Annotated in this window: 22 protein-coding genes; 12 read left to right on the top strand and 10 right to left on the bottom strand. The window is 64.7% G+C overall.

The annotated features are described in order from the left end of the window. The first annotated feature begins 77 nt into the window (after positions 1–77). Together CT676_RS36420 and CT676_RS36425 are read left to right on the top strand one after the other, a co-directional pair. A complete protein-coding gene (locus CT676_RS36420; protein ID WP_014497222.1) occupies positions 78–566 on the top strand; it encodes a sigma-70 family RNA polymerase sigma factor in 489 nt (162 codons plus the stop codon). A gap of 106 nt (positions 567–672) precedes the next feature. After that, the gene (locus CT676_RS36425) at positions 673–1,443 is read left to right on the top strand and encodes an anti-sigma factor (protein ID WP_085401291.1); all 771 of its coding nucleotides are present in this window, start codon (positions 673–675) and stop codon (positions 1,441–1,443) included. A gap of 443 nt (positions 1,444–1,886) precedes the next feature. On the opposite strand, the gene CT676_RS36430 is transcribed toward CT676_RS36425, so the two are convergent. After that, positions 1,887–2,849 carry a J domain-containing protein gene (locus CT676_RS36430; protein ID WP_085401292.1) on the bottom strand — a complete coding sequence of 321 codons (963 nt, stop codon included), beginning with the start codon at positions 2,847–2,849 and terminating at the stop codon, positions 1,887–1,889. A 110-nt stretch (positions 2,850–2,959) separates the two neighbouring features. Further along, positions 2,960–3,367 carry an RT0821/Lpp0805 family surface protein gene (locus CT676_RS36435; protein ID WP_028158074.1) on the bottom strand — a complete coding sequence of 136 codons (408 nt, stop codon included), beginning with the start codon at positions 3,365–3,367 and terminating at the stop codon, positions 2,960–2,962. Between the two features lie 113 nt (positions 3,368–3,480). Between CT676_RS36435 and pdxH the strand changes: the two genes are divergently transcribed. The 3 genes from pdxH to CT676_RS36450 are packed head-to-tail and all read left to right on the top strand — an operon-like array spanning position 3,481 to position 5,688. Further along, positions 3,481–4,122, top strand: a complete 642-nt coding sequence (gene pdxH / locus CT676_RS36440; RefSeq protein ID WP_085401293.1) for a pyridoxamine 5'-phosphate oxidase — start codon at positions 3,481–3,483, stop codon at positions 4,120–4,122. Positions 4,123–4,147: 25 nt separating this feature from the next. Continuing rightward, positions 4,148–4,900, top strand: coding sequence for an SDR family oxidoreductase (locus tag CT676_RS36445; protein WP_063984930.1), 753 nt, complete (start codon positions 4,148–4,150; stop codon positions 4,898–4,900). A gap of 17 nt (positions 4,901–4,917) precedes the next feature. Beyond that, the gene (locus CT676_RS36450) at positions 4,918–5,688 is read left to right on the top strand and encodes a methyltransferase domain-containing protein (protein ID WP_085401294.1); all 771 of its coding nucleotides are present in this window, start codon (positions 4,918–4,920) and stop codon (positions 5,686–5,688) included. An 85-nt stretch (positions 5,689–5,773) separates the two neighbouring features. Here CT676_RS36450 and CT676_RS36455 read toward each other — a convergent pair whose 3' ends face one another. Continuing rightward, positions 5,774–5,992, bottom strand: a complete 219-nt coding sequence (locus tag CT676_RS36455; RefSeq protein ID WP_085401295.1) for a hypothetical protein — start codon at positions 5,990–5,992, stop codon at positions 5,774–5,776. Positions 5,993–6,178: 186 nt separating this feature from the next. Beyond that, entirely contained in the window at positions 6,179–7,156 is a 978-nt protein-coding gene (locus tag CT676_RS36460; RefSeq protein ID WP_085401296.1) for a magnesium transporter CorA family protein, read from the bottom strand. 337 nt (positions 7,157–7,493) lie between these two features. Between CT676_RS36460 and CT676_RS36465 the strand changes: the two genes are divergently transcribed. Further along, positions 7,494–8,180, top strand: a complete 687-nt coding sequence (locus CT676_RS36465) for a L,D-transpeptidase (protein ID WP_063984933.1) — start codon at positions 7,494–7,496, stop codon at positions 8,178–8,180. Positions 8,181–8,216: 36 nt separating this feature from the next. Here the strand turns inward: CT676_RS36465 and CT676_RS36470 are convergent, their stop codons facing one another. After that, positions 8,217–9,314, bottom strand: coding sequence for an extensin family protein (locus CT676_RS36470; RefSeq protein WP_085401297.1), 1,098 nt, complete (start codon positions 9,312–9,314; stop codon positions 8,217–8,219). 64 nt (positions 9,315–9,378) lie between these two features. On the opposite strand from CT676_RS36470, the gene CT676_RS36475 reads away from it, so the two are divergent. Next, the gene (locus CT676_RS36475; protein WP_135216537.1) at positions 9,379–11,007 is read left to right on the top strand and encodes a fatty-acid--CoA ligase; all 1,629 of its coding nucleotides are present in this window, start codon (positions 9,379–9,381) and stop codon (positions 11,005–11,007) included. 291 nt (positions 11,008–11,298) lie between these two features. Further along, positions 11,299–12,153 carry a DUF1499 domain-containing protein gene (locus CT676_RS36480; RefSeq protein ID WP_135216538.1) on the top strand — a complete coding sequence of 285 codons (855 nt, stop codon included), beginning with the start codon at positions 11,299–11,301 and terminating at the stop codon, positions 12,151–12,153. A gap of 53 nt (positions 12,154–12,206) precedes the next feature. On the opposite strand, the gene CT676_RS36485 is transcribed toward CT676_RS36480, so the two are convergent. The 4 genes from CT676_RS36485 to CT676_RS36500 form a co-directional block, all read right to left on the bottom strand. Next, on the bottom strand, positions 12,207–13,130 hold the full coding sequence (locus tag CT676_RS36485) for an MBL fold metallo-hydrolase (protein ID WP_167768286.1): 924 nt from the start codon (positions 13,128–13,130) through the stop codon (positions 12,207–12,209). A gap of 171 nt (positions 13,131–13,301) precedes the next feature. Continuing rightward, the gene (locus tag CT676_RS36490) at positions 13,302–14,516 is read right to left on the bottom strand and encodes an acyl-CoA dehydrogenase (RefSeq protein ID WP_028148218.1); all 1,215 of its coding nucleotides are present in this window, start codon (positions 14,514–14,516) and stop codon (positions 13,302–13,304) included. 138 nt (positions 14,517–14,654) lie between these two features. Beyond that, the gene (ribB, locus tag CT676_RS36495) at positions 14,655–15,731 is read right to left on the bottom strand and encodes a 3,4-dihydroxy-2-butanone-4-phosphate synthase (protein WP_028148219.1); all 1,077 of its coding nucleotides are present in this window, start codon (positions 15,729–15,731) and stop codon (positions 14,655–14,657) included. A 190-nt stretch (positions 15,732–15,921) separates the two neighbouring features. Then, the gene (locus CT676_RS36500) at positions 15,922–17,652 is read right to left on the bottom strand and encodes a cation:proton antiporter (protein ID WP_085401300.1); all 1,731 of its coding nucleotides are present in this window, start codon (positions 17,650–17,652) and stop codon (positions 15,922–15,924) included. A gap of 67 nt (positions 17,653–17,719) precedes the next feature. Between CT676_RS36500 and CT676_RS36505 the strand changes: the two genes are divergently transcribed. Continuing rightward, entirely contained in the window at positions 17,720–18,247 is a 528-nt protein-coding gene (locus CT676_RS36505; RefSeq protein ID WP_085401301.1) for a DUF3124 domain-containing protein, read from the top strand. 88 nt (positions 18,248–18,335) lie between these two features. After that, the gene (locus tag CT676_RS36510; RefSeq protein WP_028158083.1) at positions 18,336–19,568 is read left to right on the top strand and encodes a PLP-dependent aminotransferase family protein; all 1,233 of its coding nucleotides are present in this window, start codon (positions 18,336–18,338) and stop codon (positions 19,566–19,568) included. 8 nt (positions 19,569–19,576) lie between these two features. Here CT676_RS36510 and CT676_RS36515 read toward each other — a convergent pair whose 3' ends face one another. Next, on the bottom strand, positions 19,577–19,849 hold the full coding sequence (locus tag CT676_RS36515; protein WP_135216540.1) for a helix-turn-helix domain-containing protein: 273 nt from the start codon (positions 19,847–19,849) through the stop codon (positions 19,577–19,579). Between the two features lie 156 nt (positions 19,850–20,005). Here CT676_RS36515 and CT676_RS36520 point away from each other — a divergent pair, with 156 nt between their 5' ends. Next, complete coding sequence (locus CT676_RS36520; protein WP_085401302.1) at positions 20,006–20,458, top strand: hypothetical protein; 453 nt, start codon at positions 20,006–20,008, stop codon at positions 20,456–20,458. A 153-nt stretch (positions 20,459–20,611) separates the two neighbouring features. Continuing rightward, a complete protein-coding gene (locus tag CT676_RS36525) occupies positions 20,612–20,833 on the top strand; it encodes a hypothetical protein (RefSeq protein WP_071917652.1) in 222 nt (73 codons plus the stop codon). The last annotated feature ends 285 nt before the right edge of the window (positions 20,834–21,118 follow it).

The raw sequence follows: 21,118 nt of genomic DNA on the forward strand, positions 1-21,118 counted from the left end.
AGCGCCGGAATAGCCGTTCCGTTCGGGTGTTATGATGATTGAGGCGCTCGCGCCGGACACCAGGACGTCAAGACGGCATGAGTGCGTTTCGCCAGAGTGTGGAAGCCATGATCCCGGCGTTGCGCCGCTACGCCCGCGCGCTCACGCGCGATGCGGATGCGGCCGACGACCTGGTGCAGGATACGCTGGTGCGGGCGCTGCGTTCGGAGCGCCTGTTCCTCGGAGGCGATGTCAGGAGCTGGCTCTATACGATCCTGACCAACCTCAACAAGAACCGGCGGCGCTCGCTGGCAAGGCGCCCGCAATTCACGCAGCTGACGGAGAACAATCCGGATGCCAGCGGGACCGAGGCCGAAGGGCGCGACATCGAGAAGGCGCTGGCGACGCTGGTCGAGGAGCAGCGCTCGGTGCTTCTGCTGGTGATGCTGGAGGGCATGAGCTACCGCGAGGTCGCCGACATCCAGGGCGTGCCGATCGGCACCGTGATGTCGCGCCTGGCGCGGGCGAGAGCCCACGTTAAAGCATCGCTGGAAGGTGAGCGCCCGGCGCTCAAGCGGGTGAAGTGATGGCAGTGTTGATGCATCGCGCGGGTCGCTTCGCCTGCATGGAGCGGGAAGCAGCGCAGTTGAACCGCGAAAGACATTTTGGGCCGCAGAGCCAGAGACGATCGATATGAACGACCATAATATTCCCATTACCGAAGACGAGCTGCACGCCTATGTCGACGGCGAGCTGCCGGCCGAGCGCCGCGCCGACGTCGAGGCCTGGCTTGCCGCACACCCTGACGATGCCGGACGCGTGCAGTCCTGGCGCGCCATGGCCGAGATGCTGCACGCGCGTTACGACTCTGTCGTCCAGGAGCCGGTGCCGGCCCGGCTGGAGCTCGAGCGGCTGGAGCGCCGTCCCCGGCAATGGTTCTATGGCGCCGCGGCGGCTGTGCTGGTCGCCTTCGTGGCCGGCGGCACCGCCGGCTGGGTGGCGCACGGCGCCGCCAACGCCCCCTCGACCTTCCAGAGCTTTACAGCGGACGCGCTCGACGCCCACCGCCTCTATGTCGTCGAGGTTCGCCACCCGGTCGAGGTCGGCGGCAACGAGCGAGACCATCTCCAGGCCTGGCTGACCAGGCGCTGCGGCTGGACCGTGTTCGCGCCGAACCTGGAGGCGAGCGGGTTGAAGCTCGTCGGCGGCCGGCTCTTGCCGGGGCCGAACGGTCCGGCGTCGTTCCTGATGTATGAGGGCGCCTCGGGCGAGCGGTACACGATCTACACCGCCAAGACCGAGACCGGCGCGACTCAGATGCGCTACGCCAAAGCCGACAAGGACGGCGCACTGTTCTGGGCCGAGCGCGGCGTCGGCTACGTCGTCAGCGGCGGCAGCGATCGCGATCGCCTGACCAAGGTCGCGCAGGCGGTCTACGACCAAGCCGAGAAAAACGGTACCTGAGCAACCGCTTGAAGGCGGTGCCTCGATTCCGACATTGAAAATTTGGAATCAAGACATGGGTGCGTCTCATTATCGCACCGGATGCTCACGAGAAAATGAGTAGCGTTCGATCCGCCGATCGACGCGGGCGGCCTCGATTGGGGTTTTTGGTACCGCGCTGGTCCCCCTCTCGAGGCCGCACCTATTATCGACTGCCCCGCCGGACAGCCGACACGTCGAACCACATGGGCCGAGAGGCGCTCTCACGCCTCAGGCATATGACGAGCATCATCTGTCGAGAGATGCTCTGGACTTCTGGGAGAACCCCCTTCAGTTGCGACTTCGCCCTAAAGCGCGATGGCTCACGCTTCAGCAGTTTTCTCTGCGCATGATCTTTTCGGAAAGCCGCTGAACGCCAAATGAACGCCTCGCGCTCACGCGGCCCCCCGGGTCCGGATCATGCCTTAGCCAAGCCCGCTACGTGGATTGTAGGGGTGTTGGTCCCGCCACTTCTCCATCAATGCCTCAAGCTCGGCGTCGTTCCCGTCCGGTAGCATAATCCTGATGGTAACGAAGAGATCCCCGGTTCCGCCGGCTTTTGGCAATCCCTTGCCCTTGAGGCGGAAGGTCCGGCCGCTGGAGGTGTTTTTCGGGACCGACAGTTCCACGGCATTGCCGAGGGTCGGCACGCGGACCTTGCCGCCGAGCACCGCCTCGTAGAGCGTGACCGGCAGGTCGATCCTGAGGTCGGCGCCCTCGATCTTGAAGTACGGGTGCGGCGCGATGCTGATCGTGATCAGGAGATCGCCCGGCGGATGGCCCTGAGCGCTCTCGCCCTGCCCCCGCAACCGGATCTGCTGGCCCTCGGTGACGCCGGCCGGAATCTTGACGTTGAGCTCCTTGCCCGTCGGCAACCGGACGCGCTTCTCGCCACCCTTGACCGATTCTTCCAGCGAGACTGACATCGCGACATTGACGTCGAGATCGAGGCCGATCCCGCCGGTGTCGAATTCGAACTGCCCGGCGCCGCCGGCCCCGGGCCGCGCACCACGCGTCCCGCCGAACATGCTGTTGAGGATGTCCTCGAACGCGCCGCCGCCCTGGCCCGGGCCCGCGCCGCCACTGCGGAACGTATAGCTTTCGAACCCGCCGGGACCCGCACGGCCGCGCGGCCCGCCGCCGCCCGGAAAACCCTGGAAGCGCGGCTTGCCGTCGGCGTCGATCTCGCCGCGGTCGAACTGCTTGCGCTTGTCCTCGTCGCCGATGATCTCGTTCGCCGAATTGATCTCGGAGAAGCGCTCGGCGGCCTTGGGGTCATCCTTGTTGCTGTCGGGATGGTGCTTCTTGGCAAGCTTGCGATAGGCGCTCTTGATCGCGGCAGCGTTGGCGCTCCGCGGCACCCCCAAGACCTCATAGGGGTCGCGCATCCGTCACGTCTCCTTCAAGAGAAATCGAATTGTTCAAAGGGCTCCCCGCCCCATCTGCTGGTCATGTGGGAGGCGAGTGGCATTTTTGCAACTAGCCGCAGAGCCGATTCCTAGCTCCGCCACGGCTTTAGCGTATGAATCTCCCAACGGCCACGGCTGCTTTGGCAGCCGGCGCCCTGGAGCCAGCTTTCGGTGCTGCCATTGACGTAGCTCGCCAGGAAGTCCCGGCACTTGCGGCCGTCCTCGGCGGCGTAGGACTGCGCGATCGGCGTCACCGAGCCACGCGCTCCGGTTTCCGGATTCTCCCAGTGCTGGCTGGAATCCTTGTCGCCCTTGCTCAGGACGTCGGAGGCGGCGTTACGGGCGAAGGCAAGATCGGTGTCGGTCGGCGGGGCGTCCTTTGCCGGCCGCGCGATCGAGCCGGTCAGGTCGCTGTCGTCGGCCTTGGCGTAGGCACTGGTGTCGTTGCGGGAAAAGCTGCAGCCGCCGGAGCCGAGCCCGATCAGAATCATTGTCATGACAAAGCCGGACGGCCGGATCGCCGATAGGCCAACGCGTCCCCATGCCCTATATAGGGCGGTAGCGGACAACAACGCGTTTTGGGCCGCGGGACGCAATTCGGACTCCGGACATGACCGACACGACCTCGATGAAACACCAGACACCCTTAACATCCGGTGATTTCACCGCCGCCGACGAACCGTTTGCGCTGTTCGAGGCCTGGCTGAACGAGGCGATCAAGAGCGAGCCGAACGATCCGAACGCCATGGCGCTCGCAACCGTCGACCCCGACGGGCTGCCAGACGTGCGCATGGTGCTGATGAAGGGCTTCGATGCCGACGGTTTCGTCTTCTACAGCCACATCGCGAGCCAGAAGGGCCGCGAACTCGCCGCAAATCCTAAGGCGGCGTTACTTTTTCACTGGAAGTCGCTGCGCCGTCAGGTCCGCATCCGCGGCAACGTGACGCCAGTGACCGACGCCGAGGCAGACGCTTACTTCGCCACCCGTCCCAAGCAGGCGCAGATCGGCGCCTGGGCGAGCAAGCAGTCCGAGGCGCTGGAAAGCCGCTTCGCCTTCGAACAGGCCATCGCAAAGGTCGCGGCCAAGCACATCATCGGCGAGGTGCCGCGGCCGCCGGGCTGGAGCGGCTGGCGCATCACGCCCTCGCGTATCGAGTTCTGGCACGACCGCCCGTTCCGCCTGCACGACCGTATCGAATTTCGCCGTGACGCGGCCGGCCAGCCATGGTCCAAGACGCGGATGTATCCCTGAGCTTAGGCCGACCTGAAAGATGTCCATGCCGCATTCGTCCAATGCGCCGCGCCGCACGCTGCTCCTGACCGGAGCGAGCCGCGGCATCGGCCACGCCACCGTGATCCGGTTCTCGTCGGCGGGCTGGCGCGTCATCACCTGCTCGCGGCATCCCTTCCCCGAGGACTGTCCGTGGGACGCCGGCCCCGAGGACCACATCCAGGTCGACCTCGGCAACCCCCTGGACACCGCGCGCGCGATCACCGACATCCGCAACCGGCTCGAAGGCGGCATGCTGCATGCGCTCGTCAACAACGCCGCGATCTCGCCGAAGGGTCCGGGCGGCTCGCGGCTTGGCTCGGTCGACACCGACCTCGACACCTGGACGCACGTCTTCCACGTCAATTTCTTTGCGCCGATCATGATCGCGCGGGGATTGATCGAGGAGTTGAAGGCGGCCAGGGGCTCGGTCGTGAACGTCACCTCGATCGCGGGCTCGCGCGTGCACCCCTTTGCGGGCGCCGCCTATGCCACATCGAAAGCCGCGCTTGCATCCCTGACGCGCGAAATGGCCTCCGATTTCGGCCGCGTCGGCGTCCGCGTCAACGCTATCGCGCCGGGCGAGATCGACACCTCGATCCTGTCGCCGGGCACCGAGAAGATCGTCGACCAGCAGATCCCGATGCACCGGCTCGGCACGCCCGACGAGGTCGCCAAGATCATCTACGTGCTGTGCACGGACACCAGCTCTTACGTCAACGGCGCCGAGATCCACATCAACGGCGGCCAGCACGTGTAAGGCCAGGCAGGCGAAGCATGGGCCGGTTCGCGAGCACTGCGTCACTCTACGAGCATTTGCGGCCGCCCTACCCGAGCGAATTCTTTCGCAGCGTCGCGCATAAGCTTGGTCTTACCAAACAGAGCAGCCTGATAGACCTCGGCACCGGACCCGGACTCCTGGCGCTCGGCTTCGGCCCCTATGTCGGCCGCATCGTCGGCGTCGACCCTGAACCTGCCATGCTCGATGCGGCGCGACGCGCGGCTGCGAGCGCAGGCCACGCACTCACGCTGATCGAAGGCAAGGTCGAGACGCTTAGCCCCGACATCGGCGCATTCGACGTCGCGACCATCGGCCGCGCGCTGCATTGGATGGATCGTGAGCCGACGCTTGCGCGGCTCGATCGACTGGTCGCGCGCGATGGGGCAATTCTGATCTGCGCCTCGTTCTCGGCCACCGACGGCAGCAACCCGTGGCTCGATGGCTACAACGACGTCCGCCGCCGCTGGTCACCGGCCAAGCTCTGGGAGGAGGCAGGCATGGGCACGCGCACCCATCGCGACTTGCCGGCGTTCTTTCGCGGCAGCGCCTTTCAGCCCACCGAGCTCGTCACGGTTGAGACCAGCCACACAATCAGTGTGCAGGACCTGACACGCCGCACCCTCACCTACTCGTCGTCATCGCCGGAAGCGCTTGGCGAAAATGCCGACGCGATGCTGCGCGACGTCGGGCAGCATCTCGCTCCCTTCAGTCGCGACGGCGCCATCGCCGAGACCGTCGTCTCGACGGCCCAGATCGTGAAGCGCTAGATGATTTTCCCGCTCGAAGGGCGGGAAGCAAGGCGATCCAGACAACGCCGCCGCAGGACCTGGATCGCCTTTACCCTTCCGTTCCTCAATCGACTCGAATCCGACGCGACCGATCGCGCAGCCGCGGAGCGGCCGTGCTGAACGCAGTCGAGCAGTCGTCGTCGTTCTCACCGTCGAGCAGCGGAGCACCACAGTGCCGGCACATGCGCGCCGACATCGACAACGCCTTGCCGCTCGCCAGGACCTGACGATAATTCGCCAGATCGATGACGTTGCGGGGCGACGTTATGTGTTTTTCAACCATGGCTGTTCCTCGCGGCTAACATGCTGCTTATCGCAGACAAGTTTCGCGCAAACGTTCAGCCCACCGCTCAAATTTTACCGGAGGAATTGGGGCGGCGGGCACACATCACGGCGCGGCCTCAATCCCGCTCTATTCTGCGACACCAACCACCGTGTCTCGTTGAACGGCGTAAGGTCTCGGTAGGTATCAAAGCCACTTCTTCCACTTGAAGAGCCAGTACGGGACGATCGCGGCGGCGAGCATCATCACCAGCGCCATCGGATAGCCGTGGACCCATTCGAGTTCCGGCATCGCCTTGAAATTCATGCCGTAGATCGAGGCGATCAGCGTCGGCGGCATCAGGACAACGGCCATGACCGAAAACAGCTTGATGATGTTGTTCTGCTCGAGATTGACGACGCCGAGCATGGCGTCGAGCACGAAGGTGATCTTGCTGGAGAGATAGGAGGCGTGGTCGGTCAGCGAGGCGACGTCGCGCTGCATGGTCTTGAGCTGCTCGCGCATGTCCTTCGACCATTTCACGCCCTCCACCACCGCGGAGAGGAAGGTGACGACGCGGCCGATCGACACCAGGCTTTCGCGAACCTTCGAGGTCAGATCGCCCTTGCGGCCGATCGAGATCAGGATCTGGGAATATTGCTTGGCGTGGCCGTGGCGCTCGCTCTCCGGCTCGAAGATGTCGTGCGAGACCTGGTCGATCTCGGCGCCGCAGCGCTCCAGGATGTCGGCGCAGCGGTCGATCACGGCGTCCAGCAGTTCCATCAGCACCATCTCGCCGGTGATCGCGGGCGTGCAGGACCGGGCCAGCTTGGCCTCGACCAGCGCAAACGGCTTGGGCTGGTCGTAGCGCACCGTCACCAGGCGATGATCGCCGAGAATGAAAGTCACAGCCGTGGTCCGGGGCATGTCGGTGTCGGACTGGCACATCAGCGTCGCCGTCATGTAGCGCGCGCTGTTCTCGATATAGAGCCGGCTGGAGATCTCGATCTCCTGCATGTCCTCCCGGGTCGGGATCGCAATACCGGAGAGCCGCTCCACCGCCTTGTCCTCAGCCGCGGTCGGGTTGACCAGGTCGATCCACACCGCATGCTCCGGAACCGCCGCGAGGTCTTCGACAACCGCTTTCTTGAGGGAGGAGTCGGAGGGAACGAACACAGAAAACATGCACAACTCCAGCAGGGGCCTGCGACAGACTGACAGCCCTTAGCGCGATTCTGACAAGTTCATGATGACAAGCACATTAACGGAGCGTTTGCATTTGTGGCGGCGCCGTGGCCCAACCGTGGCACGGAATCGACAGTCGGGCGTGCTTTGCCTAAAAACCAGCACAGGAGCGCAAAACTTGCGGCAAAAAAGCCACAGCTCGGCTCTTGCAGCGCGGGAAAAGGTCCGATACGCTGGAATTGTGGCAGATTTCAACGATAATAGGGCCCAACGGAGTCGTGGTTTGGGCGCGTCTCAAGCCCCGCGAAAGCTAGTTGTTGTCGATTGGAATCAAATCATGTCGTCGCTGAAAGTTATGCTGGGTATTTTGGCCGCTGGCCTGATGCTGTCGGGCTGCATGCAGGCCACACATTTTGAAGCGACCGACACCAAGGCCTTCAAGCCGAAGGACAAGGAACTCCTCGCCAAGGTCCGGTACGAGAACACCCCCGTCGCCGAGCCGTTCCGCCGCGCCATCGTCGATTACCACCGCAAGGAATCGCCGGGCTCGATCGTGGTCGATTCCGACAACCATTACCTCTACTGGGTCATGGATGGCGGCAAGGCGATCCGCTACGGCATCACCGTCGGCGAAGAAGCCATGGCCTGGTCGGGCATTGCCAAGGTTGGCAGCATGACCGAGTGGCCGGCCTGGCATCCGACCCCGGGCGAGATTTCGCGACTGGGCGTGCCGACCTACGTTGCACCGGGTCCGGACAATCCGATGGGCTCCCGCGCGATGTATCTCTACTCCGGCGGCAAGGACACGCTGTTCCGCATTCACGGCACCAACCAGCCGGAATATATCGGCGCCTCGATCTCGTCGGGCTGCATCCGCCTAACCAACGAAGACGCGATCGACCTCTATGGCCGCGTCAAGGTCGGCACCATCGTCGTGGTGCTCGAGCCGAAGCATGGCGACTCGCCCTACAATTCGCGCCTCGCGCTCGGCGGCAGCCAGACGGGCCAGGCGGGCAGCTACTGATCGCCTCCTGCTCTCGGACATTCAAAAGCGCCGGTTTTACCGGCGCTTTTTTGTTGCCGGCTTGTGCGGCTCGGCTTTGGTGCCATCGGCGGCCGACTTGTCCGCCGGCGCAGGGGATTTCTGCGCCGGCTCGTCATCAGCTCCGTCCTTGGCCCCATCCTTGGCCTCAGGCCTGGCCGCGACCTCGCGCGGCGGCGCCTCCTCGGGCCGTCCCGCCGGCAGCAACGGGGCGACCTGCGGCAGGGGATCCCAGACGTTCCACTGACAGATCCGGTAGTCGTTGCGCCGCTGCGCCAGGTCGAGATGGATGTGGTCCTCGTGATACCAGTCCGAGCCCGGACCGAGCACGGTGGAAAAGCGCGCGCAGACTGAATGCAGCACGCGCTCGCGCACATCGCGCGGCATGCCGCGGTCGGTCAGGCCGATCGACCGCCCGTTGGCGAGCTTGATGGCGCGGACGTCGAGCGCGTTGGCCTTGCCGTGCTCGGACAGCATCGCGCCGGCGATGCGGTTACGGCCTCGGCATTCGAAACTGTCGAAATTGTCGAGATCGCTGATGGTCGAGCCGAGGCTCGCCGCCAGCGGCACCATGTCCTTGCGCACCCAATCGGCGATCGCGGAGGCCATGGTGCAGCGGAGGATCGCCGCCGGCTTGACCGCCACCTTGCGCTTGTCCGGCAGCACGATCGCCTCCAGCCGCACCAGATCCTCGCCGCCGCAGGCGCCGGGGCCGCGAATATCGGGAATGGACGGCGCGACGGCGATCTCCTCGGTCAAGGCGAGCCGGCAGACCGAGAGCTGCTTCTCGGGCGGCGGCGCGGCCTCGACGGGCTTGGTCGCGCTCGGCTTGTCTGCGGAAGGCTTCCCCTCTGCCTCCGGCGCGGCCTCGTCCGTTGCTTGGGGGGCCTCCTCCGGGCGGGGCTTTGGTAGCGGTATCCTGGCGGAGTGCACCTTCGCGCGCGGCCGTGGTGTACCAAGACCGAAGATATCCAGCGGCGTAGCATATTTTCGCGCTTCTGCCCGCTCCGCCAGCACAAGCGACAGCCCGAGCGCAGCGGTAACCATTGCCGCGCCTGCGGACATATAGCCGCGACAAGACCATTTGCGGCGAAAGTCCGGCAGGCTAAAACTCATGACAATTCTTTGGCCCAGCGCTGAGAGCTATAAAAAGTCCAGCCCACCTCGGAGGAATGTCTGAATGCTTGGTTTGATGCAAGATTGGCCCCTGCTCTGCCACCGGATCATCGAACACGCCGCCAAGATTCATGGCAAGCAGGAGGTCGTTACGCGATCGGTCGAGGGACCGATCCATCGCACCACCTACGGCGAAATCCACAAGCGGGCGCTCAAGGTCTCGCAGGTGCTGGAGCGAGACGGCATCAAGCTCGGCGACCGTGTCGCAACGATCGCCTGGAACACCTGGCGCCATCTCGAGGTCTGGTACGGCATCATGGGGATCGGCGCCATCTGCCATACCGTCAATCCCCGCCTTTTCCCCGAGCAGATCGCCTGGATCATCAACCATGCGCAGGACCGCATCGTGATGACCGACCTCACCTTCGTTCCGGTCCTGGAGAAGATCGCCGACAAGCTGCCAAGCGTGGAACGCTACGTCGTGCTCACCGACAAGGCGCATCTGCCTGAGACCACGCTGAAGAACGTGGTCGCCTACGAGGACTGGATCGCGGAGGCCGACGGCAAGTTCGAATGGAAGGACTTTGACGAGAACACGGCCGCCGCGATGTGCTACACATCCGGCACCACGGGCGATCCGAAGGGTGTCCTGTATTCGCATCGCTCCAACGTGCTGCACGCGCTGATGGCGAACAATGTCGATGCGCTCGGCACCAGCGCGTCCGAGACAATGCTGCCGGTGGTGCCGCTGTTCCATGCCAATAGCTGGGGCATCGCCTTCTCGGCCCCCTCGCAAGGCACCAAGCTGGTCATGCCCGGCGCCAAGCTCGACGGCGCCTCCGTCTACGAGCTGCTCTCGACCGAGAAGGTGACGCACACGGCGGGCGTGCCCACGGTGTGGCTGATGCTGCTGCAGCACATGGCCGCCAACAATCTGAAGCTGCCGGCTTTGAAGATGGTGATCTGCGGCGGCTCGGCGATGCCGCGCTCGATGATCAAGGCCTTCCTCGACATGGGCTCGAACGTGCGCCACGCCTGGGGCATGACCGAGATGAGCCCGATCGGCAGCGTCGCGGCGCTGAAGCCGCCGTTCCAGAATGCGACCGGTGAGGCGCGGCTCGACGTGCTTCAGATGCAGGGCTATGCGCCCTTTGCGGTGGAGATGAAGATCGCCGACGATGCCGGCAAGGAGCTGCCCTGGGACGGCAAGACCTTCGGCCGTCTCAAGGTCTCCGGCCCCGCCGTTGCCAAGGCCTATTACCGTGTCGACAGCAACATCCTCGACGAGGAAGGCTTCTTCGACACCGGTGACGTCGCGACCATCGACGAGGCCGGCTACATGCGGATCACCGACCGCTCCAAGGACGTGATCAAGTCCGGCGGCGAGTGGATCTCCTCGATCGACCTCGAAAACCTCGCGGTCGGCCATCCCGCCGTGGCGGAGGCCGCCGTCATCGGCATCTATCATCCCAAATGGGACGAGCGGCCGCTGCTGATCGTGCAGCTCAAGCAGGGCCAGCAGGCCAGCCGCGAGGACATCCTGAAGTTCATGGACGGCAAGATCGCCAAATGGTGGATGCCCGACGACGTCGCCTTCGTCGAAGGCATTCCGCACACCGCGACCGGCAAGATCCTGAAGACCGCACTACGCGACCAGTTCAAGGATTACCGTTTCCCGAACGCGGCGGCGTAACCCTCGGTACCGCCCTCCCCTGGAGGGCGTGAGCGCTCGACGCATTGAAGCCTCCATAACGACATGGCCGGGCCTGTCCCGGCCATCCACGCCTTGCCCCGCGGCACGGAGAACGTGGATGCCCGGGCATAGGCGAGTGGAAGCGACGCCGTCCTTCGGACGGCTATGCCCGGGCATGACGGTCTGGGCGCATGCGGAACCCTTGAATTTGCCCCCGGGCCGTGGTCTCAACGGCCCATCGTCGCGCCAAATCGGCCGACATCGCCCAAAACCCCGGCAGAGCTTCACCCGATGGCCCGCAGGTTTTCCGCTCCCTATCAGTCGGAGCCCGTGTCCAGCCTCGCGAGCTGGGCGCGTAATCTGGCCGTGTTCGCGGTGGTGGCGGTGGTGGTCTCGATCATCATCGTCCGCTTCGACTTCCTGGAGATGAAACCGGCGCTGATGACGTTCTTCGGCGGGCTCGCGATCGCCGGCCTCTCGATCCTGTTTGGGCTCGCGGGCTTTGCCGCGATCTGGCAGAACGGCTCGCGCGGCATGGGGCGCATCCTGCTCGCCTTCCTCATCAACGGCGCGATCCTCGCTTATCCCGCTTATCTCGCCCTGCAATACCGCAAGCTGCCGCCGATCTACGACATCACCACCAACCCGATCGACCCGCCGCGCTTCGACGCGCTCGCGCACCTGCGCACCGGCGATGGCACCAACACCGCGGTCTATGCCGGCCTCTATTCGGCCGAGCAGCAGCGCCAGTTCTACCCGGACATCGAGCCGATCGAGCTGGAGATCCCGGTCGATCGGGCCTATGCGATCGCGCGCCAGCTCGTCATCAAGCGCAAATGGCTCGTCATCGACGAGCGCGAGCCGCAGCCACCGCGCCGTATCGGCCGCATCGAGGCGGTGGCACGGACGCCGATCATGGGGTTCCGCGAGGACATCTCGATCCGGGTCGTGCCCGATGGTGACGATTCCCGCGTCGATATCCGCTCGGCGTCGCGCTATTTCGACAGTGATCTCGGCAGCAACGCCGCGCGCGTCAAAAAATTCATCGACGATCTCAACACCGCCGCCGACGCCGACGCGCTGAAACCGGTGAAGAAGACGCTGGTCGCGCCACCGAAGGCACCGGCGAAGACGGTGAAGAAGTAGCCCCGCTGTCATTCCAGGACGATGCGCAGCATCCAGCCCGGAATGACGAGAAGCTAGGCCCCCGCCATTCGATACGTACCGCCGATCACGGGATCGCCATCCGTCGCCACCACGCCGCGCGCGACCAGATCTTCCAGATGCGCCAGGACCGAATAGCCGGCGGCCGTCGTCAGCCTGGGATCGATGCCGATATAGATCGCGCGCACCATGGTCGGGATATCGGCCTCGCCCTTGGCCAGGCGGTGCAGGATCGAGGCTTCGCGCGCCTTGCGGTGGCGGATCAGGAAGCGCACGAAGCGCTGGCCGTCCGGGATCTCCGGGCCGTGGCCGGAGAAATACAGATCCTCCTCGCGCGCGGCGAGGCGGTCGAGCGACTCCATGTAGTCGATCATCGAGCCGTCGGGTGGCGCCACGATCGACGTCGACCAGCCCATCACGTGATCGCCGACGAAGTTGAATTTCCGTTCGGGCCAGGCGAAGGCGAGATGATTGGCGGTGTGGCCGGGCGTCGCCACGGCCTCCAGACGCCAGCCGGCACCCTCGACGACGTCGCCATGGGCGATCCTGATATCGGGCGCGAAATCGCGGTCGGCGCCGGACTCCGGATTGTGCTTCTCGCTCTCGAAGCGCGGGCGCGAGGCACGGTGCGGGCCCTCGGCATAGACGGGCGCGCCGGTCGCCTGCTTGATCCGCGCGGTGTTCGGCGAATGGTCGCGATGGGTGTGGGTGACGAAGATATGGCTCACCGTCTCGCCCCTGACGGCATCGAGCAGCGCCGCCGCGTGCGCCTCGTCGTTCGGACCGGGATCGATGATCGCGACGTTGCCTTGGCCTACGATGTAGCTGACCGTGCCGGTGAAGGTGAACGGGCTCGGATTGTTACAGAGCACGCGCCGCACGCCGGGACGGACTTCCTCGACGACACCGGCCCTGAGCGGAAAGTTGCGGTTGAACGGGATGTCGTCGTTGTCGGACATGGGACTTCCTGTGCACTGCAGCCCCAACCCTCGCCGTCATACCCCGCGAAAGCGGGGTATCCAGTACGCCGCGGCGCCTGAGGCGAAGGCGAGGTCTCTGGGATACTGGATCGCCCGCCTTCGCGGGCGATGACAGCGGAGCAAACTAGCCGCGGCCGAAGAACGCTGCGACTAGAAAAACGCCTGGATGCCCGTGATCGCACGTCCCAGGATCAGGGCGTGGACGTCGTGAGTCCCCTCGTAGGTGTTGACGGTCTCGAGGTTATGGACGTGGCGCATCACGTGGTACTCGGCCGAGATGCCGTTGCCACCGTGCATGTCTCGCGCGACGCGGGCGATATCGAGGGCCTTGCCGCAATTGTTGCGCTTCATGATCGAGATCATCTCGGGGGCAAACTTGCCCTCGTCCATCAGACGGCCGACGCGAAGCGAACCCTGGAGGCCCAGCGCGATCTCGGTTTCCATGTCCGCCAGCTTCTTCTGCACGAGCTGGGTCGCGGCGAGCGGCTTGCCGAACTGCTTGCGGTCGAGCGTGTACTGGCGGGCGCGGTGCATGCAGTCCTCGGCGGCGCCGAGCGCGCCCCAGGAGATGCCGTAGCGGGCGCGGTTGAGGCAGCCGAACGGGCCCTTGAGGCCGGACACGTTGGGCAGCAGCGCGTCCTCGGGAACCACGACGCCGTCCATCACGACCTCACCGGTGATCGAGGCGCGCAGGGACAGCTTGCCGCCGATCTTCGGCGCGGAGAGGCCCTTCATGCCCTTTTCCAGCACGAAGCCGCGGATCTGGTTGTCGTGCTCGGCCGACTTGGCCCAGACCACGAACACGTCGGCGATCGGCGCGTTCGAGATCCACATCTTGCTGCCGGTCAGGCGATAGCCATCCGAGACCTTCTCGGCGCGGGTCTTCATGCCGGCCGGATCGGAGCCGGCGTCGGGCTCGGTGAGACCGAAGCAGCCGACCCACTCGCCGCTGGCGAGCTTCGGCAGGTACTTCTTGCGCTGGTTCTCGTCGCCATAGGCGTAGATCGGGTACATCACCAGCGAGGACTGCACCGAGTTCATCGAACGATAGCCGGAATCGACCCGCTCGATCTCGCGCGCGACGAGGCCGTAGGCGACGTAGCTCGCATTGGCACAGCCATATTCCTCAGGCAGCGTAATGCCGATCAGGCCGAGCTCGCCCATCTCGTTGAAGATCTCGCGGTCGGTCTTCTCCTCGAGATACGCCTTGGTGACGCGCGGCAGCAGCTTGTCCTGAGCATAGGCGCGCGCGGTGTCGCGCACCATCCGCTCGTCTTCGGTGAGCTGCTCGTCGAGCAGGAACGGATCGTCCCATTGGAAAGAAGCCGCAGCCGGCTTGTCCTTGGTCTGAGGGCGCACGCTCATGAAACGTCCTTTCGTCTGGTTCCGTCAAAATTTGCCCGACAAAGTAAAGCGCCGCGGCAACAAGTGCAATTGCGTTGCAGATGGATGGCTCTGCGTGGACCCCGGGGATGCGCAGCGCGCGCCCCCGGAATGACAGCGCTAGCTTTCAAGCTGCTCGTTGGCAACGATCTCGATGCCGAAGCCTGACAGGCCCTTGTAGTCGTGCACCGACGAGGTGAGGTGGCGGATCGAGGTGACGCCGAGATCGCGCAGGATCTGCGCGCCGACACCGACCTCGCGCCACTGGCGGTTGCGGTCCGCCTCGCTCGCGCTCTCATCGGGTAGCGGGGCAACGGGGACACCGGCGGCTCCGTCACGCAGGTAAACCAAGACGCCACGGCCGGACTTCTTGAAGTGCTCGAGCACTGCCGCCATGCGCTTATGGCCGGTGAAGATGTCCTTGACGATGTTGGGCTTGTGGAAGCGCGTCAGCACGTTCTTGCCGTCGCCGACGCCGTTATAGACGAACGCGACGTGGGCGATGGAATCGAACGGCGAGCGGTAGGCATAGCCCTGAAGCGGCCCGATCGGGCTGTCGGTGACGAAGGTCGAGACCCGCTCGATCAGCTTCTCGCGCACCTGGCGGTAGGCGATCATGTCGGCGATGGTGACATGCTTGAGCTTGTGCTGGGCCGCAAAGCGGGCGACCTGCTCGCCCTTCATCACGCTGCCGTCGTCGTTCATGAGTTCGCTGATGACGCCGACCGGCGGCAGGCCGGAGAGCTTGCACAGGTCGACCGCGGCCTCGGTATGGCCGGAGCGCAAGAGCACGCCGCCGTCCTTGGCAATCAGCGGGAAGATGTGGCCCGGGCGGGCAAAATCGTTGGCGCCGACATTGGGATTGGACAGCGCGCGGCAGCACGAGGCGCGCTCTTCGGCCGAGATGCCGGTGCCGCCGTCGGGCTTGTAGTCGATCGAGACCGTGAATGCGGTGGTGTGCGCGGAATCGTTGTGGGCCACCATCGGATCGAGCCGGAGGCGGCGCGCGTCCTCGGTGGTCACCGGCGCGCAGACGATGCCGGAGGTATGGCGGATGATGAACGCCATCTTCTCGGCGGTACAGAGCGAGGCGGCGACGATCAGATCGCCCTCGCCCTCGCGGTCCTCGTCGTCGGTGACGACCACGAGCTCACCCCGGGCAAAGGCCTGCAAGACTTCCTGAACGTTATCGGGCATTTCCCAATCTCTATCGGTTATGGCCGGGAGGCTTCGCCGGACGCCTTAGCCGGACTTGGCCCCAAGCGCTAGTGTCCTGGACGCAACCGCATATGCCTGATGGCGGGCCGGCCCGCGGGTCTAAGGCTTGCACCGAAGATACCAGGGATATAGGCGCACACGGCCCGGACGGAAAGCGGCCGCGCCGCCTTCAGGGCAGCACTTCGCGCCGCTCGCCGAGCCGGACATCGAGCTCGGCCCGCTTGTCGGCCAGCAGGCCAGCCTGGGCCGCTTCGATCACGGTAAACAGCTCATGAGCGTCGCTGAGCCGGGTCACCGTGACGTAGCTGGCGCCGGCCGCGTAGAGCTCGCTCACATCCGACAAAAGATCGGCCGTGGCCACGATCATGGCGGTCGGGTTGAGGGTACGGACGTGGCGGACCAGCTTCTCGTTGCTGGCGCCCTTGAGAAGGGCGTCCGGCACGCTGAGGATGATCATCTCGGACTTGCCGACGCCGGCATGGAGCAGCGTGTCGGCGCTGCTGATGTCACCATAGATCACGTGCAGGCCGCGCGACAGCAGCGTCTTGTACACATTGGGATTGAAGTCGATCACGGTGATCTGCTCGAGCAGCACCGGCGCCTGCCGTTCGATCTCGGCCAGCAGCGCGCTCGCCGCACGGAAAAAGCCGAGGATGACGATGCGGCGGGCCTCGCCGTGGCCGCCCTCGTGCCCCTCCTCGGCGTGGCCGTTGCCATGGTCGAGGTCGCGCAGGCCGATCCGCTTCAGGGGGCCGATCGCCCAGCGGGTGATCTCGTCGCTGCGGGTCATCACGAAGGTCGAGAGCACCGCCAGCACCACGAAGGCAAAGGAGGCCGCATTCGCCGTTTCGGCCGCGATATGATGGTCGGCGACGCCGGTCTGGATCACCACCAGCGAGAACTCGGAGATCTGCGCGAGGTTAAGGGCCGGCAACAGGCTGGCGCGCAGGCCCTGCTTCATCAGGTAGAGCGGGGCGAAGGTGGTGACGAGGCGGCTCACCACCGTGAACGCCGCGATCATCAAGGCAAGCCCGATCACGGAGAGGCCCGGCACGGGAATGGTCATGCCGAGCGCGACAAAGAACAGCGTGATGAAGAAGTCGCGGAGCGTGGTGACCTTGGCGGTGACGTCGAGGGCGTAAGGGAAGGTCGACAGCGAGACGCCGGCGATCAGCGCACCCATCTCGCGCGACAGTGAGAGCCGCTCCGCGGTCTCGGCGACGAGGAAGCACCAGGCGAGCGCGCCAAGCAGGATCAACTCGGGGCGACGGGCAATCTGATGGAATAGGCGCGGCAGCACATAGCGGCTGACCAGCAGTGCGGCAGCGACCAGCACCGCGACACGGCCGATCGACAGCAGGATGACGCTGACCTCGAGATTGGCGAGGCTCGGCTGCACCGCCAGGAACAGGATGGCGAAGATGTCCTGGAGCACCAGCACACCGAGCGTGATGCGGCCGGGCAGCGTGTCGAGCTCGCGCTTCTCGTAGAGCACCTTGACGATGATCACGGTGCTCGACAGCGCGCAGGCGACGCAGAGATAGACCGCATCGAAATGCCCACCGCCGAGCGACAAGCCGATGCCGACGAAGAACAGCACCCCGAGCAGGCAGCCGCCGATGAGCTGGCCGCCCGCCGCGAACAGGATCACCTTTCCCGCCCGCACGATTTTCTTCAGGTCGATCTCGAGCCCGATCATGAACAGCATGAAGATCAGGCCGAGCTCGGAGATGACGCTGATCGATTCCTGCGATTTGACCCAGCCGGCACCGAATGGACCTATGCAGAAGCCGGCGATAAGGTAGGCCAGGATCAGCGGCTGCCGGGAGAAATGGGCGAGCAGGCCCAGCATCCAGGCAAACAGAATACAGAGAGTGATGTCGCGAATGAGTTCGTGCATACCAAATTGGTCCGTTTTGCCGCACCCTAGGGCCAGGTTGCGGCGCGGCAAGCGAGCAATTCGTCACATGCGAGCAGGGCTTTTCGCAGCAATGCTGCTATGTCCCCTCGCCTCTGCCGCGCCCGCAGCCGCGCAATCCAAGGTCAATATCGAACAAAACTTTGCCGATTCGCTCACCACACTGCCGAAGGAGGAACTCGCCGTCTCCGGCGGGTTCTATGTGCCCGCCTATTCCAGCGTTGCGATGAGCCAGGGCAAACTACGTGTCGACTTCTCGGTGACGCTGAGCGTTCACAACGCCTCCGAGACCCAGCCGCTGATCGTCAAACGCATCGCCTATTTCGACACCGCAGGCAAGCAGGTCGAGACCTACCTGAAGGGCCAGGTGGCGCTGAAGCCTCTGGCCACCGTCTCGATCTTCATTCCGACCGACGATGTGCGCGGGGGGACCGGGGCCAATTTCCTTGTCGACTGGGCCGCAACAGGCGAGATCGCCGAGCCCGTGGTCGAGGCCTTGATGGTTGGCGGCGTCGCCAATGCGCATTACGCTTTCATCAGCCAGGGCCGTCCGACCCGGACGGCCACAAAGAAGTAGAGGCCGTCCGACGAGGACGGCCGGCAAGAAGTAAGGCACGCCGGCGCAAGGCCGGTCGCTCAACAAGAACAAAACGAGGAACGCTCCCATGACGTCCAGCTTCGATTTCGCGCCCCTGTTTCCCGCAGGGCTGCCGGCCCCTTCCGCGCGCTGGACGGGCCTCGCCAAGTACAGTTTTGTCGGTGGCAACAACGACTCCGAGCAGTTGCCGCTCGACGGCCTGATCGAGGCGACCAATTCCGCCTTGCAAAAGGAAGGCCGCTCGCTCGCGACCTACGGCCTGGCGCACGGGCCGCAGGGCTATTTGCCCTTGCGCGAATTCCTGGTGACAAAACTGAAGCGCGACGCCGGCATCAACTGCACCGTCGACGACCTCCTGATCGTCTCCGGCTCGCTCCAGGCGCTCGACCTCGTCAACGCAACGCTGCTGACACGCGGCGATACCGTGATCTTCGAGCAGGACAGCTATCAGGGCTCGTTGACCCGCCTGGCGCGGCTCGGGGTCAACGTCGTCGGCATCCCCCTCGACAAGGACGGCATGCGTATGGATGTGCTGGCCTCGACGCTGGCCGATTTGAAGAGCCGCGGCATCCGGCCCAAGTACATTTACACCATCCCGACCGTGCAGAATCCCACCGGCAGCATCATGCCGGAGAGCCGCCGCGCTGAACTGGTACGGCTCGCGGCCGAATATGGCGTGCCCATCTTCGAGGACGATTGCTACGCCGATCTCGTCTGGTCGGGACAGCGACCGCCGGCGATCCACGCGATGAGCCCGAACGGCGGCGTGATCCATATCGGCTCGTTCTCGAAATCGATCGCACCGGCGCTGCGCGTCGGCTTCATCGTCGCGCCCTGGGATGTGATGTCGCGGATGCTGGCGCTGAAGACGGATGCAGGCTCAGGCGCGCTGGAGCAGATGGTGCTGGCCGCCTATTGCAAGCCGCACTTTTCGACCCACGTACCGGCACTGACGAAGGCGCTGCGCACCAAGCTCGATACGCTGATGGAGGCGCTGAACGAGCAGTTCGGGACGGCGGCCGAGTTCGAGGAGCCCAAGGGCGGCATCTTCCTGTGGGTCAAGCTGCCCGACCAGGTCGATACGCTGAAACTCTATCAGGCCGCGCTCGCCGCCGGAGTCTCGATCAATCCGGGGCCGGAATGGTCGACCAACAAGCCCCATTCCTCCTCGCGGCTCAGGCTGTGCTTTGCGAGCCCCTCGCATCAGCAGATCCGTGAGGGCGTCGCCGTGCTGGCCGAGGTCTGCCGCAAGGAGTTCGGCGTGCCGGCCCGCAGCGCCAACGTGGAGAAGCGCGCCTAAGGCTCGCTCTAGGCCACCTGAGGCTGGCTGCCGTGGATCGCGGAGGCCAGCCGCAGCAGCAGCACGATCGAGACGTTGCCCTTGCCGGCCTCGATCTGGGCGATGTAGCGCTCGGAAATCCCGGAGCGGCGGGCCAGCTCCCGGCGCGACATCTCGCACCGCGCGCGCGAGGACCTCAAGCGCTCGCCCAGCTCGGCCAGGAACGCGGTCTCGGAATAAGGCGGCACGGCACAGCTCCCCGGCAGTACCTCGCCCGCGAAATCCACGACTTGATTCAGCATCGGTCTCACCAACTTCGCCTTCGGGAGCGCCATCCTACCCTTGATACGACCGGCCTCATTGACGCGGATCAAATTCGCGCGCGATTGCCAGCTCGCGTGGACGATCGCGCGCGGGATGCTACACTTGGACTTGTTCGAGGCGGGGTTTTTCAGGACATGACGCGTTGTCTGGGCTGCTGGATCGCGGCGGCGATGCTGTGGATTGCGTTCACGCCAGCGGCCGGCGCCGAGACGCTTGCGGCGACGGTCGAGCAATGGGGCCTGCTGGGCTCGTGGGCAGTCGATTGCGCGGCCCGGCCGGACCGCGACAAGGGCTCGCTGTTGACTTACGAGATCAGGAAGGACGGCCGGGTGATGTACCGGCGCGATTTCGGCGAGGCCAGGGACGAGAACGAAGTGGTGTCCGCCACGGTCGAAGCCGAGGGCCTGCTCAATGTGATGGTTTACTTCCCCTCGCTGCACCAGGCGCGTGAATTCGGGCTGCTGCTGGCGAAGGATGGCAGCCTGCGCGCGATCTACAATCGCAGCGAGCGCGGTGTGTACACGATCAGGGACGGCAAATACGTCGCGACAGGCGCGCCGACACCTTCACAGCAACGCTGCGATTGAGCATCACGTTTGAGCATGATCGCTCGGAAAGCCGCTTCGCACTTTTCCGAATCGTGCTCTGTCTGAACATCCATTCAGAATTCTCTTCCAGTTCCTCCGGAACGTTCGCACACATGCGCCGTTCTCATGTGCATTGCATTGGAGGAGGACATCTTGAAGAAGCTTGGTTATGTGGTTGCGGCTCTCGGCGCGCTCGCGATCGTTGCACCGACGATGGCGAATGCCGAAACGGTGGTGATCAAGAACGGCTACCATCATGGCTACGGCGCCCGCGCCGAAATGCGCGAGCATCGCGACCACGGCTGGCATCGCGGCTGGCACCATCACGACCGGGTCGTCGTGGTCAAGCGCGGTCACCGTCACCATTGGGATTGATGCGTAACACATCATGGAAATGGCCCCTCGCGGGGCCATTTCTTTGCGCTCTTTCTTCCTTCTCCCCTTGTGGGAGAAGGTGGCGCGAAGCGCCGGATGAGGGGTTGCTTCAGCGCATTCAATGAGAATTGGACTCGCGGATGGAGACCGCTTGTAAGTCGAAGCGCCGCAGGTCTGCTATTGTAGACGTTGCGGTGACGGACGGGAGCCCGCAAACCCCCAGGTCGTTGCAGGCCGTGGGTGAGAGAGGTGCCCCGTCCGTTAGTCCATTGAACCCGAACAGTC

Source organism: Bradyrhizobium sp. MOS001, from assembly GCF_004634465.1.
Classification (GTDB): domain Bacteria; phylum Pseudomonadota; class Alphaproteobacteria; order Rhizobiales; family Xanthobacteraceae; genus Bradyrhizobium; species Bradyrhizobium barranii.

Bases quoted from the DNA above. Each gene is read 5' to 3' on its own strand.
- CT676_RS36515 (WP_135216540.1), bottom strand. From the start codon at position 19,849: ATGCTGAATCAAGTCGTGGATTTCGCGGGCGAGGTACTGCCGGGGAGC.
- CT676_RS36505 (WP_085401301.1), top strand. From the start codon at position 17,720: ATGCGAGCAGGGCTTTTCGCAGCAATGCTGCTATGTCCCCTCGCCTCT.
- CT676_RS36485 (WP_167768286.1), bottom strand. From the start codon at position 13,130: ATGTCCGACAACGACGACATCCCGTTCAACCGCAACTTTCCGCTCAGG.
- CT676_RS36500 (WP_085401300.1), bottom strand. From the start codon at position 17,652: ATGCACGAACTCATTCGCGACATCACTCTCTGTATTCTGTTTGCCTGG.
- CT676_RS36520 (WP_085401302.1), top strand. From the start codon at position 20,006: ATGACGCGTTGTCTGGGCTGCTGGATCGCGGCGGCGATGCTGTGGATT.
- CT676_RS36425 (WP_085401291.1), top strand. From the start codon at position 673: ATGAACGACCATAATATTCCCATTACCGAAGACGAGCTGCACGCCTAT.
- CT676_RS36475 (WP_135216537.1), top strand. From the start codon at position 9,379: ATGCTTGGTTTGATGCAAGATTGGCCCCTGCTCTGCCACCGGATCATC.
- CT676_RS36480 (WP_135216538.1), top strand. From the start codon at position 11,299: ATGGCCCGCAGGTTTTCCGCTCCCTATCAGTCGGAGCCCGTGTCCAGC.
- ribB (WP_028148219.1), bottom strand. From the start codon at position 15,731: ATGCCCGATAACGTTCAGGAAGTCTTGCAGGCCTTTGCCCGGGGTGAG.
- CT676_RS36490 (WP_028148218.1), bottom strand. From the start codon at position 14,516: ATGAGCGTGCGCCCTCAGACCAAGGACAAGCCGGCTGCGGCTTCTTTC.
- CT676_RS36445 (WP_063984930.1), top strand. From the start codon at position 4,148: ATGCCGCATTCGTCCAATGCGCCGCGCCGCACGCTGCTCCTGACCGGA.
- CT676_RS36455 (WP_085401295.1), bottom strand. From the start codon at position 5,992: ATGGTTGAAAAACACATAACGTCGCCCCGCAACGTCATCGATCTGGCG.
- CT676_RS36470 (WP_085401297.1), bottom strand. From the start codon at position 9,314: ATGAGTTTTAGCCTGCCGGACTTTCGCCGCAAATGGTCTTGTCGCGGC.
- CT676_RS36460 (WP_085401296.1), bottom strand. From the start codon at position 7,156: ATGTTTTCTGTGTTCGTTCCCTCCGACTCCTCCCTCAAGAAAGCGGTT.
- CT676_RS36430 (WP_085401292.1), bottom strand. From the start codon at position 2,849: ATGCGCGACCCCTATGAGGTCTTGGGGGTGCCGCGGAGCGCCAACGCT.
- CT676_RS36450 (WP_085401294.1), top strand. From the start codon at position 4,918: ATGGGCCGGTTCGCGAGCACTGCGTCACTCTACGAGCATTTGCGGCCG.
- pdxH (WP_085401293.1), top strand. From the start codon at position 3,481: ATGACCGACACGACCTCGATGAAACACCAGACACCCTTAACATCCGGT.
- CT676_RS36435 (WP_028158074.1), bottom strand. From the start codon at position 3,367: ATGACAATGATTCTGATCGGGCTCGGCTCCGGCGGCTGCAGCTTTTCC.
- CT676_RS36465 (WP_063984933.1), top strand. From the start codon at position 7,494: ATGTCGTCGCTGAAAGTTATGCTGGGTATTTTGGCCGCTGGCCTGATG.
- CT676_RS36510 (WP_028158083.1), top strand. From the start codon at position 18,336: ATGACGTCCAGCTTCGATTTCGCGCCCCTGTTTCCCGCAGGGCTGCCG.
- CT676_RS36420 (WP_014497222.1), top strand. From the start codon at position 78: ATGAGTGCGTTTCGCCAGAGTGTGGAAGCCATGATCCCGGCGTTGCGC.